The sequence below is a fragment of the Agromyces marinus genome (assembly GCF_021442325.1).
GTDB lineage: Bacteria > Actinomycetota > Actinomycetes > Actinomycetales > Microbacteriaceae > Agromyces > Agromyces marinus.
Genome location: NZ_CP087879.1, coordinates 2,454,352 through 2,466,191, shown reverse-complemented (window position 1 = coordinate 2,466,191; position 11,840 = coordinate 2,454,352). Strand labels below are relative to the sequence as shown.

General features: G+C 70.4%; 8 protein-coding genes. 5 read left to right on the top strand and 3 right to left on the bottom strand.

Annotated features, from left to right (window positions below; genetic code table 11):
* Nucleotides 1-59: 59 nt before the first annotated feature.
* Complete coding sequence (locus DSM26151_RS11410) at nt 60-776, bottom strand: hypothetical protein (protein WP_234659662.1); 717 nt, start codon at nt 774-776, stop codon at nt 60-62.
* A gap of 226 nt (nt 777-1,002) precedes the next feature.
* On the opposite strand from DSM26151_RS11410, the gene DSM26151_RS11405 reads away from it, so the two are divergent.
* The 3 genes from DSM26151_RS11405 (at nt 1,003) to DSM26151_RS11395 (ending at nt 5,430) form a co-directional block, all read left to right on the top strand.
* Nucleotides 1,003-2,181: a sensor histidine kinase gene (locus DSM26151_RS11405; protein WP_234659661.1), complete on the top strand. Its 1,179-nt coding sequence runs from the start codon at nt 1,003-1,005 to the stop codon at nt 2,179-2,181.
* Nucleotides 2,178-2,870, top strand: coding sequence for a response regulator (locus DSM26151_RS11400; protein WP_234659660.1), 693 nt, complete (start codon nt 2,178-2,180; stop codon nt 2,868-2,870). Before DSM26151_RS11405 ends, DSM26151_RS11400 begins: the two co-directional genes overlap by 4 nt.
* Before the next feature lie 76 nt (nt 2,871-2,946).
* On the top strand, nt 2,947-5,430 hold the full coding sequence (locus DSM26151_RS11395) for an ATP-dependent helicase (protein WP_234659659.1): 2,484 nt from the start codon (nt 2,947-2,949) through the stop codon (nt 5,428-5,430).
* Between the two features lie 144 nt (nt 5,431-5,574).
* On the opposite strand, the gene DSM26151_RS11390 is transcribed toward DSM26151_RS11395, so the two are convergent.
* Both DSM26151_RS11390 and DSM26151_RS11385 read right to left on the bottom strand, forming a co-directional pair.
* Nucleotides 5,575-8,592, bottom strand: coding sequence for an FG-GAP repeat domain-containing protein (locus tag DSM26151_RS11390; RefSeq protein WP_234659658.1), 3,018 nt, complete (start codon nt 8,590-8,592; stop codon nt 5,575-5,577).
* Between the two features lie 104 nt (nt 8,593-8,696).
* Nucleotides 8,697-9,419 (bottom strand): VIT1/CCC1 transporter family protein, encoded by a 723-nt coding sequence (locus DSM26151_RS11385; RefSeq protein ID WP_234659657.1) that lies wholly within the window; start codon nt 9,417-9,419, stop codon nt 8,697-8,699.
* Between the two features lie 210 nt (nt 9,420-9,629).
* On the opposite strand from DSM26151_RS11385, the gene sucC reads away from it, so the two are divergent.
* Nucleotides 9,630-10,796: an ADP-forming succinate--CoA ligase subunit beta gene (sucC, locus tag DSM26151_RS11380; protein ID WP_234659656.1), complete on the top strand. Its 1,167-nt coding sequence runs from the start codon at nt 9,630-9,632 to the stop codon at nt 10,794-10,796.
* Between the two features lie 37 nt (nt 10,797-10,833).
* A complete protein-coding gene (gene sucD / locus DSM26151_RS11375; protein WP_234659655.1) occupies nt 10,834-11,742 on the top strand; it encodes a succinate--CoA ligase subunit alpha in 909 nt (302 codons plus the stop codon).
* Nucleotides 11,743-11,840 lie beyond the last annotated feature (98 nt).

The window sequence follows — 11,840 nt, the reverse complement described above, 5'->3', positions numbered from 1 at the left end:
GTCCGTCCCGAGGCGGCCGTTCGCGTCCGCGTGATCGGATGCGGAGCAGGTGTCGGCTCTCAGGCGTGCGCGTCGGTCGCGCCAGCCGGCTCGGCGGGCATGCTCGGACCTGTCGAACCGGCCGCGCGCGCCTCCGCCTCCGTGCTCCATACCGTCAGGTCGCTGCGCCACACGGCGACGATGAGCGCGACGAAGCCGATGAGGCCGACGACCAGCGCGAGGTACGGCGCCCACGGAGTCAGGCCGGAGAGCGCGAACTCGATCACGACCCAGGCGATGAGCGTGATCGGAACCCACAGGGGCGCGATCCGGGAGCGCATGATCGCGACCGACAGCAGGATCAGACCGAGCGCGGTGCCGACGAGCCCGAACAGCAGGTAGGGCACGAACACGCCCGATTCGCTCGCGCCGAACGCGGCGAGTGCGGCGTCGGCCTCTCCGTCCCCGGCGAGTGCGACCTGCAGCAGTCGTGCGCCGCCCGTGACGGCGTGGCCGAACGCGCCGAGGCCGGCGAGCAGCGCGCCGAGCAGGCCGAGCACGGGGGAGCGGCGTGCCGCGAGGTGGCCCACGCCGATGAGGCCGACCGCCCAGAAGAGCTGCGAGACCAGGAACAGCTGGAGGCCGACGACGGCCGCGGGGGCGGTCGCGAGGAACTCGACGTAGTCGGACGGGTCGGCGGGGGTCTCAGGCTGGATCAGGATTCCGCCGAAGCCGAGCGCGGCGCCCGCGGCAAGGGAGATCGCGACCACGGAGCGGCGAAGGACGGGAAGGGACATGGGACGACTCCTCTCATGCATCGGCCGGCGATGCGGCCGATCGTCGCCGCGCGGTGCGGCGTCGGTTCGAACGCTAGGGAGCACCCGGCATCACGGTCATCGGTGCGAGGTGCCGAAGCGGATGCCCCGGGGTGGTCGTTCGGGCTCGCCGGAGTCATCTTCGGTGGATGCAGGTGTCGACCGCGGGTGATACCGCCGCGACTGCGCTGGGCGCTACCCTCTGGTCATGGATCGCCGCGCACGCTGGCACCTCGCCCAGGACATCGGCCTCGCGGCGGGGATCGCCGCGGCCGCCTTGGCCGAGGTGCTGGTGCCGTTCGAGTCGGTCCAGGGGCCACCCGCATCGGCGGTTGCGATCGCGGCGATCATGCTGGTCTCCGTCGCGCTGGCGTTCCGGCGCACGAAGCCGATCCTCTTGGTCGCGGTCCCGGCCGTCTGGGTCGTCGCGGCGGTCGTGTCCGGCGGGGCCGTCCCGGTGCTCTTCTTCGGCCAACTCGTTCCGCTGGCACTGGCCGTCTACTCGGCCGCGCGGCACGCGAGGTCTCGAGACCTGACGATCATCGGCGGCACGAGCATCGCGACCGTGATCCTGGCCGACCTCACGCAGCCGCCGCTGCAGGGACTGAGCGAGCTGATCTTCCACTGGGCCGTACTCGTCATCGTGTTCGGCGCCGGGTGGGGCCTGCGCACCTCCGAGCGGCGCGCGGTCGATGCGGCGGTGCGGGCGTCCGAGGCCGAGGCGGCTTCGCGGGAGGCGGCGATGCAGGCGATCGCCGACGAGCGGGCACGGATCGCGCGCGAACTCCACGACATCCTCGGGCATTCGGTGAGCGTCATGGTCGTGCAGGCCGGGGCTGCCGCGCAGGCGGTCGACGACGACCCGGTGTTCGTCCGCCGCGCCCTGGAGTCGATCCGCTCGACCGGGGCGGATTCGCTCGCCGAAGTGCGGCGGGTCGTGGCGTTGCTGCGCGAAGACGAGGAGGACGGGCTCGCGCCGCAGCCCGGCGTCGACGGGGTCGGCGACCTCGTCGAGCAGGCTCGGGCCGAGGGGCTCGCCGTCGACTACCGGGTCGACGGCGATGCGTCCTCGCTCAGCGCCGGGGAGCAGTTGGCGGTGTACCGCATCGTGCAGGAGTCGCTGACGAACGTGCGTCGGCATGCGGCCGCTTCGAGCGTGGTCGTCGCGGTGGGCTGCGGCGATTCGGGTGTCGAGGTGTCGATCGAGGACGACGGCGTCGGGACCGGCTCGACGCAGCGACGGGTCGCCGCCGCGCCGCCGGGGCACGGGCTCGTGGGCATGCGCGAACGGGTCTCGCTGTACGGCGGCGAGTTCGCCGCCGGGCCGACGGGCGACGGTCGCGGGTGGGCCGTGCGGGTCACGCTGCCTGCGGGAGGCGGCGCATGACCGGGGGCGACGGCGCCCGGACCCGGGTCGCCATCGTCGACGACCAGGAACTCGTGCGCGCGGGCTTCCGGCTCATCCTCGAGCGCGCCGGGTTCGACATCGTCGCGGAGGCCGCCGACGGGGAGGAGGCGGTCGCGCGCGTCGCCGAGACCCTGCCCGACGTCGTGCTCATGGACATGCGGATGCCGGTGCTCGACGGCGTCGAGGCGACCCGCCGCATCACCGCGCGGCCTGAGGCGCCTCGGGTGCTCGCCCTCACCACGTTCGACCTCGACGACCTCGTGTTCGGTGCGGTCCGCGCCGGGGCGTCCGGATTCCTGTTGAAGGACGTCTCGCCGGACGACCTCGTGCACGGCGTGCGGGTGGTCGCTCGCGGCGAGGCGATGCTGGCGCCGGCGGTCACGGCGAGACTGCTCGAACGGTTCGCCGCAGCCGAACGCGGGGATGCATCGCACCCGGAGGCGACTGCGCGGCTCGCCGGCCTCAGCGAACGCGAGTCCGACATCGCCCGGCTCGTCGCGCGCGGCCTCTCGAACGCCGAGATCGCCTCGCGCCTCTTCCTCTCGGAGTCGACGGTCAAGACGTACGTGTCGCGGCTGCTCACGCGTCTCGACGCGCGTGACCGGGTGCAGGTCGCGGTGCTCGCCTACGAGGGTGGCCTGGTGCGGGTCGGCGAGGCCGACGCCTGATCGGTGGGCTGCGTTGCAGCCGGGGCCTCGGCGCCCCGCATCCGCTGTCGGATGCCGCGCCTAGACTGGTCGGGACATGACGCTGATCCTCGACCCCGACGACCCGACCGGCTGGCGCGAGGCGCCCGGCGCGGCCCCCGACGCGCACGCCGGCCCCGCGGCATCCGCTCACCTCACGGCGGGGCTGAACCCGCAGCAGCGGGAGGCCGTCGAGTACCGCGGCCCGGCCCTGCTCATCGTCGCGGGCGCGGGCTCCGGCAAGACGCGAGTGCTCACCCACCGGATCGCGAGCCTGATCGACGCGCGCGAGGCGTGGCCGAGCCAGATCCTCGCGATCACGTTCACGAACAAGGCGGCGGCCGAGATGCGCGAGCGCGTCGAGGCGCTGCTCGGCGAGGCGGCCGGCGGCATGTGGATCTCGACCTTCCACTCGGCGTGCGTGCGGATCCTGCGCCGCGAGGCCGAGTCGATCGGGCTGTCGAGCACCTTCACGATCTACGACTCGGCCGACCAGCGCACGATCCTGAAGCGCATCATCAAGGAGCTCGATGCCGACACGCTCGGCTTCACGCCCGCGAGCGCGCAGGCGAAGATCTCCAAGCTCAAGAACGAGCTCGCCGACGTCGAGACGTACGCGCGCAACGTCAACTCGAACGACCCGAACGAGGTGATGTTCCTCGAGATCTTCCGGCAGTACACGCGGCGGCTGCGCGACGCGAGCGCGCTCGACTTCGACGACCTCATCAGCGAGACCGTCTACCTGTTCCGTGCCTTCCCGAAGGTCGCGGCGCTCTACCAGCGGCGGTTCCGCCACATCCTCGTCGACGAGTACCAGGACACCAACCACGCCCAGTACTCGCTCATCCGCGAGCTGACGCGCGCCGTCGAACCCGACGTCGTCGCCGAGCTGAACGAGCACGGCGTGCTCGTGCGGGGGCTGACGGATGCCTCGGGGTCGATCCCCGGCGCGAGCCTGACGGTCGTCGGCGACTCCGACCAGTCGATCTACGCTTTCCGCGGCGCCGACATCCGCAACATCGTCGAGTTCGAGCGCGACTTCCCAGGTGCGAAGGTCGTGCTGCTCGAGCAGAACTACCGGTCGACCCAGAACATCCTCTCGGCCGCCAACGCCGTCATCTCGAACAACTTCGACCGGAAGGACAAGAAGCTCTGGACGGCCGACGGCGACGGCGAGAAGATCACGGGCTACACCGGGTACTCGGCGCACGATGAGGCGCAGTTCGTCGCCGACGAGATCGAGGCGCTGCACCGCGCTGGCGTCGCGTACCGCGACATCGCCGTGTTCTACCGCACCAATGCGCAGACTCGCGCGCTGGAGGAGATCTTCGTGCGCTCGGCGCTGCCGTACCGCGTGGTCGGCGGCACGAAGTTCTACGAACGTGCCGAGATCAAGGACGCGATGGCCTACCTCGTCGCGGTCGCGAACCCGCTCGACGAACTCGCCATCCGGCGCATCCTGAACACGCCCAAGCGCGGCATCGGGCCGGCGACCGAGACCTCCATCGCGAGCTTCGCCGAGGCGAACGACCTCACGTTCCGGCAGGCGATGCGGGCCGCCGACGGGCTCGGGCTCGGGCCCAAGGCCACGACGGCCATCCAGGGCCTCGCGAAGCTCCTCGACGAGGCTGCCGCGATGCTCGTGCCGAGCGAGCAGGGCATCGCCGAGGGCACCAACGCGGGCGCAGCGAAGGTGTCCGACGTGCTCGCGTTCCTCATCGAGGGGTCGAAGCTCGTCGAGACGCTGCGCACGAGCCGCGACCCGCAAGACGAGACGCGCGCCGAGAACGTCGAGGAACTGCTCGCGCAGACCAAGGACTTCGATCGTGAGAACCCGGGCGCGAGCCTCGTCGACTTCCTCACCCAGGTCTCGCTCGTCGCGGCGGCCGACGAACTCGACGACGCGTCGGGCACCGTCTCGCTCATGACGCTGCACACCGCGAAGGGGCTCGAGTACCACGCCGTCTTCCTCACCGGGCTCGAAGAGGGACTGCTGCCGCACCAGATGTCGGCCTCCGAACCCGGCGGGCCGGCTGAGGAGCGCCGCCTGTTCTACGTCGGCATCACGCGCGCGCGCAAGCGCCTCTACCTGTCGCTCGCGATGAGCCGAGCCCAGTTCGGCGAGGTGTCGGTCGCGATGCCGAGCCGCTACCTGCAGGAGATCCCCGACGAGCTCGTCGACTGGCGGCAGTCGCCCGGCATGGCCAACGGTCGCGGCGGTTCCCAGCCGCGCGCGCTCAACGCGCGCCGCGGCGGCGCGGGCGGCGGCGCGTGGGGAACCCGCGACCGAGACCTCGAGCGATTCAGCGTCACGAAGTCGGCCGCGCCGAAGACCGAGTGGGCCAACCGGGTCACCGGCACCGTGCGCGACAACGGCGATCTCACCCTCGCAGCGGGCGACCGGATCCGGCACACCGACTTCGGCGAGGGCACGGTGCGTCAGGTCACCGGCGAGGGCACCAAGCGCATCGCGCACGTCGGATTCGACACCGCCGGGCAGAAGAAGCTCCTCATCAAGATCGCGCCGATCGAGAAGCTCTGACCTGACCGATCCGCGCGCAGCGCGCCGCCTACGGGAGCCCGTGGATCCGGGTCATCGAGGACGACGTGGTCCGACCCGATGGGGGGCAGGCCGATGGCGATCCGGGGCGACCGTTGCCGGCGGTCTGCACCCGCGGTGGGCGGCCTATACCGTGGGCAGTGTCAGCTGAAGCGTGGTCGCGTAGTCTCCGTCGAGGTGGGAGTGTCCGAGCTTCAGCGTGACCTGCTTTCCCGCCTTGCCGGGCACGCCGACGAAGCGCAGATGCGTCGAGATCGCCTCGCCTGCGTCGACGTGGCGGTGATGGCTCGGCAGCGGACCGATGGCCTCGCGCCCACCGAGCTTCGCGCTGACGATCCGGACCTCCTCTGCGGCGGTGAGGCCGTAGTTGGTCGTCCGGATGAGGGCGACCAGTTCTCCCGCGGTGTCGCGTGAGAGCTCGACGTTCACACCGAGATCGATACCGAGTGCGTGCAGTTGGTTGGGCCGGTCTCGTTCGGGCCGAGTGCGGTTCTTCGGCTTCGCCGACTTCGCTGACTTCGCCGTCGGTACGGGCGCGGGCGAGGCGAATGCGGCAGTGCCGGCGGTCGCCGCGAGAGTCGCGTGCGACCCCGAGATGACGCCCTTCGATCCATCGACGGTCCAGGGATCGGGGACGTCCGAGCAGCCCGAGTCGCTCTTGGAGGTGCCGGCGCTGCCCAGCCGCGGCCAGCCGTGGCGGGCGGCGACCGCGTCGATCAGGTTCGCGCCCAGCGGGAATACGCCCTTCGCCGGGTTGTACGCGTCGAAGAGGGTGTGCAGCACGGTGTCGTCGATGAGGGTCGATGTGCCTTGCCGCAGCATGTAGAACTGGCACAGCCAAGAGATGTCGTCGCCGGGATCCCAGGAGTACGCATGGTAGCCGCCCGCCATCCAGAACCAGCCGTTGTTGTAGTACCGCCCGCCGTTCTCATCGATGATGCCCGAGTAGTCGTCCTCGCCGGCGACCGACCACTTCCATCCGGAGGGTGCGGCGAGTGCCTTCCACGCGGACAGGGCGTATTGGCGTTGGCCCGCGAGCATGAGCGCGTCCTGGTCGGCATCGTCCCAGGCCCAGGCCGGTGCCTGCCCGATGATCTGTCTGCCGATCGCGGCCATGAGTCCGTAATCGGCGGTCGCCGCCCCACGCTGGTCGTCCATCGACCTGATCGAGCTCTCGAAGGCGTCGAGGAGCTGCTTGTCGAGGTTCGCGATCGTGTCCTGCACCTTGTCGCTGTCGGATCCGCTGGTCGAGCCGGCGAGGGTGCATGCCGCGCCGATGGTGCCGGCGACGGCGCCGGCCATCGGGGTCGCCGTCAGGCTGAGCCCCGCGGCGGCGACGGTGGCGACGAACGACAGGATGGACAGCGTGAGCGAGGTGCTCGACGGGTCCTTCAGTTGGATCGTCTCGGCGACCGCTTGGAGGGCGATGTCGTCGCCGGTGTAGGTGGCCGTGAGGAGGGAACGCACGTTGTGGTACCAGGTCTGCACCTGGTCGGCCCAGCGAAGCTCCGTGTAGAGCTGTTCGCAGACCGCGGCCCACTGGGTGGGGTCGATGGTCGATCCAGTGGGCAGGGCCGGGGTCGGATGGAGCTGGTCCGCGTATGCGGACAGGTCGACGTCGTTGCCGTAGATGTCCCTGACGTTCCTCTCGATGAGGCCGAGCAGCTCTGCGGCGTATGCGTACGAGGCTGCGTCGAGCGTCGGCCACGGCGCCGAGGTCGGTGTCCAGCTCGTGTCGGGCAGCATGCGGTACGTCTCGATCGCGAGGGAGGAACGGCCGAAGAGCACGTCGAGGGTGCCCGACTCGGTGGCCGGCATGTGCGGGTTGGCGGCCGCGCTCGTCTTGACCCGCGCAGGTTGGATCGTCTGGTAGTACTGGCTGGCGTTCCATCCGTCGGCGTCCGACCACGCGGGGCCGGGAGACAGGAACTGCCAGCCGGTGCCGGTGTACTTCCACGCCAGGATCTCGAAGCCGCCGCGGACCAGGATCTCAGCTCGTCCATCGCCGTCGAGGTCCGCGGCTTGGAGGGTCTTGTAGTACCGCGGGTCGCCCCAGCCGTCGCTGTCTTCCATCATCGGACCCAGGGGCAGTTCCTGCCAGGCGGTGTCGGTGAACTTCCACGCGCGGATCTGGGTGTTGTTGCGGATGAAGATCTCAGCTCGTCCGTCGCCGTCGAGGTCAGCGGACTGGAGGGTCTGGTAGTACTGCGGGTAGTTCCACTCTTCGGCATTCGAGAGCTCCGGCCCCGCAGGCAGCGCCACCCACTGCCCCGCGCTGTACCGCCACGCGACGATCCCGTCGGCGCTGCGCGCGAAGACCTCGGCCCGGCCGTCGCCGTCGAGATCGGCGCACTGGATCGTCTCGAACATGCTCAGTTCGGTCCATCCGGCAGTATCCGACATCGCGCTGATGGTGGCGAGCTGCGTCCATGACGTGCCGGTGAGCTTCCACGCTCGAAGACCGTCTTTGTACCGCACCAGCAGTTCGTCCTGGCCGTCGCCGTCGATGTCGGCGCACTGCATCGTTTGGAAGTACCACGGCATCGCCCAGAGCGAGCCGGTCATCGGATTCGCGACGCCGAGATCGATCCAGGTCTCGGTGGTGGGATCGTAGCGGTGCACCTCGACGCCCTTCGGGCCCCAGCCGATCAGCTCGGCCCGGCCGTCGCCGTCGAGGTCGGCCGTCTGGATGGTGGGGTAGTACCACGCCTCGTCCCATCCGGCCTCGTCGCCGAAGGCCGTCGAGGGCGGCAGCGCGAGCCACTGCCCGGTGTCGGCGTCGAAGCGGAAGGCACTGATGCCGGCCGGGTTTCGATAGATGAGTTCATCCTGACCGTCGCCGTCGATATCGGCATTCTGCCGCGTCTTGCAGAACACGCGCCGACCCGCCTGGATCGTCTCGTAGTACTGGGGCTGGTCGAGGTTCAACCCGTCGCTGAGCATCGGCAGCGCGAGGCCGGAACCCCCGCCGAGCGTGGGCTCGGCGTACGCGCGCACCGGCGAGGCCACCGACGCCAGCGCGCTCGCGCTGCTCCGGTCGATGAGGCCCGGCAACGCGCCCGCACTGAGGGCGACCGCGGTCGACCCCTGTAGGAACATCCGCCTCGAGAACGCCTGACCCGCACCCGACATCGCACCCGACATGGTGACCCTCGCAGTCCGCTCGCGCCCGCGAGACGTCGATCGGACGCTACGCCCCGCTTCGAGGATCCGCACACCCCCGTTCGGTGGACACGCGAACACGCCCGTCAGAGCACCCCGCCGAGCAACCCGCCGATCACCCACGTCACGGCCAGCGCGAGCGCACCGCCCGTGACGACCCGGAGGATCGCCCGCGTGCGCGGCGCCCCGCCGATCCACGCCGAGAGCCAGCCGGTGATCGCGAGGGCGATCACGACCGCGACGAACGTCGTCGCGACGCGCCACTCCGGAGGGGGCAGCAGGATCGCGAGCATCGGCAGGACCGCGCCGGCCAGGAACGACAGCGCGGAGGCCCACGCCGCATGCCACGGGCTCACGACGTCGTGCTCGGAGATGTGCAGCTCGGCCTCGAGGTGCGCACCCAGTGCGTCGTGGGCGGTCAGCTCCTCGGCCACGCGCTGCGCGGTCTCCGGAGTCAGCCCCTTGCCGCGGTAGATGCCCGCGAGCTCGGCCAGCTCCTGATCGGGCATGGTCGCGAGCTCATCGCGTTCCTTCTCGATGAGCGCACGCTCGGTGTCGCGCTGGCTCGAGACCGAGACGTACTCGCCGAGGCCCATGGAGATCGCTCCGGCCGCGACCGAGGCCACGCCGGCGACGAGGATGGCGCCGAGGTTCGTCGTCGCCGCGGCGACGCCGACCACGAGCGCGGCGACCGAGATGATCCCGTCGTTCGCGCCGAGCACCGCCGCACGCAACCAGTTGAGCTTCTCGTGCACCTTGACCTCGTGCGGATCGGTCCGGTGCAGGGGTTCGGCCGTGGCATCCGTCATGTCGGCAGTCTTCCAGCGGCCCCGAGGCCGCGCCAGCATGGGAAGGCTCGCCTCAGCCCGCGGGTTCGGCGGCCGGGCGGCGGGGGAGTACCATGGTCGCGGCTCGACTTATCTCGACATCGAGGTATCTTGACGTCGAGACTCTCACAGCCGGGCCTCCCATCACACCCATCCCTGCGCACTCTCGCGCGGAACGATAGGAAGCAGAGCGTGGATCTTTACGAGTACCAGGCCAGAGACCTCTTCGAGAAGTACGGAGTGCCGGTGCTCCGGGGCATCGTCGCCGACACCCCCGAAGACGTGCGCGCCGCAGCCGAGAAGCTCGGCGGCGTCGTCGTCGTCAAGGCGCAGGTGAAGACCGGCGGCCGCGGCAAGGCGGGCGGCGTCAAGGTCGCCAAGGACGCCGACGAGGCCGAGGCGGCGGCCCGCGACATCCTCGGGCTCGACATCAAGGGCCACGTCGTCAAGCGCGTCATGGTCGCAGCGGGTGCGAAGATCGCGCAGGAGTTCTACTTCTCGGTGCTGCTCGACCGCGCCAACCGCTCCTACCTCTCGCTCACGAGCGTCGAGGGCGGCATGGAGATCGAGCAGCTCGCGGTCGAGAAGCCCGAGGCGCTCGCGCGCATCGAGGTCGACCCGGGTACCGGCATCACCGCTGAGAAGGCACGCGAGATCGCCGTCGCGGCGAACTTCCCGGCCGACCTGGTCGATAAGGTCGCCGACGTCTTCGTCAAGCTGTACGAGGTGTACGCCGGCGAGGATGCCACGCTCGTCGAGGTCAACCCGCTCATCCTCTCGGAGGACGGCGAGGTCATCGCCCTCGACGGCAAGGTCACGCTCGACGAGAACGCCGAGTTCCGCCACCAGGGTCACGCGCTGCTCGAGGACAAGGCCGCGACCGACCCGCTCGAGGCGGCCGCGAAGGAGCTCGACCTCAACTACGTCAAGCTCGACGGCGAGGTCGGCATCATCGGCAACGGCGCGGGCCTGGTCATGTCGACCCTCGACGTCGTCGCCTACGCGGGTGAGAACCACGGCGGCGTCAAGCCCGCCAACTTCCTCGACATCGGCGGCGGCGCGTCGGCCGAGGTCATGGCCAACGGCCTCGGCATCATCCTCGGCGACCCGCAGGTCAAGGCCGTGTTCGTGAACGTCTTCGGCGGCATCACGGCGTGCGACCAGGTCGCCAAGGGCATCGTGGGCGCGCTCGCCGAGCTCGGCTCGGCCGCGAACAAGCCGCTCGTCGTGCGCCTCGACGGCAACAACGTCGCCGAGGGCCGCCGGATCCTCGAAGAGGCCGCGCACCCGCTCGTGACGCTCGCCGAGAACATGGACCAGGGCGCCGACAAGGCCGCCGAGCTGGCGAACGCCGGCTGATCGAGCCCGTCGAGATCAAGGACTAGGAAACGAAGAAATGACGATCTTCCTCAACAAGGACTCCAAGGTCATCGTCCAGGGCATCACGGGCGGCGAGGGCACCAAGCACACCGCGCGCATGCTCGCCGCGGGCACCCAGGTGGTCGGCGGCGTGAACGCCCGCAAGGCCGGCACGACCGTGCTGCACAAGGCACAGGACGGCTCCGACGTCGAGCTGCCGGTCTTCGCCTCGGTCGCCGAGGCGATGCAGGCCACGGGCGCCGACGTGTCGATCGCGTTCGTGCCCCCGGCCTACACGAAGGACGCCGTCGTCGAGGCCATCGACGCCGAGATCCCGCTGCTCGTGATCATCACCGAGGGCGTGCCCGTGCAGGACTCGGCCGAGTTCTGGGCGCACGCGAAGGCCAAGGGCGGCACGACCCGCATCATCGGGCCGAACTGCCCGGGCATCATCAGCCCCGGTGAGTCGCTCGTCGGCATCACCCCGGCGAACATCACCGGCAAGGGCCCGATCGGCCTCGTGTCGAAGTCGGGCACCCTGACGTACCAGATGATGTACGAGCTGCGCGACCTGGGCTTCTCGACCGCGATCGGCATCGGCGGCGACCCCGTCATCGGCACGACGCACATCGACGCGCTCGCCGCGTTCGAGGCGGACCCCGAGACCAAGGCGATCGTCATGATCGGCGAGATCGGCGGCGACGCCGAAGAGCGCGCTGCCGACTTCATCAAGGCCAACGTCACCAAGCCGGTCGTCGGCTACGTCGCGGGCTTCACCGCACCCGAGGGCAAGACCATGGGCCACGCCGGCGCCATCGTGTCGGGATCGGCGGGCACCGCGCAGGCCAAGAAGGAGGCCCTCGAGGCCGCAGGCGTCAAGGTCGGCAAGACGCCGTCCGAGACGGCCCTCCTGCTGCGCGAGGTCTACGAGGCGCTGGGCGCATAACCGAGCGGATGCCGCGGCCGACGCCTCGCGCGTCGACCCAGCCCCCACTGAAGGAGCCCCGCCGGCGATGCCGGCGGGGCTCCTCGTGTCAGGTGCGA

Excerpts from the sequence above, each read along its gene's own strand:
- DSM26151_RS11385 (WP_234659657.1), bottom strand. The coding sequence starts at position 9,419 with ATGACGGATGCCACGGCCGAACCCCTGCACCGGACCGATCCGCACGAG.
- DSM26151_RS11400 (WP_234659660.1), top strand. The coding sequence starts at position 2,178 with ATGACCGGGGGCGACGGCGCCCGGACCCGGGTCGCCATCGTCGACGAC.
- DSM26151_RS11390 (WP_234659658.1), bottom strand. The coding sequence starts at position 8,592 with ATGTCGGGTGCGATGTCGGGTGCGGGTCAGGCGTTCTCGAGGCGGATG.
- DSM26151_RS11410 (WP_234659662.1), bottom strand. The coding sequence starts at position 776 with ATGTCCCTTCCCGTCCTTCGCCGCTCCGTGGTCGCGATCTCCCTTGCC.
- DSM26151_RS11405 (WP_234659661.1), top strand. The coding sequence starts at position 1,003 with ATGGATCGCCGCGCACGCTGGCACCTCGCCCAGGACATCGGCCTCGCG.
- sucD (WP_234659655.1), top strand. The coding sequence starts at position 10,834 with ATGACGATCTTCCTCAACAAGGACTCCAAGGTCATCGTCCAGGGCATC.
- DSM26151_RS11395 (WP_234659659.1), top strand. The coding sequence starts at position 2,947 with ATGACGCTGATCCTCGACCCCGACGACCCGACCGGCTGGCGCGAGGCG.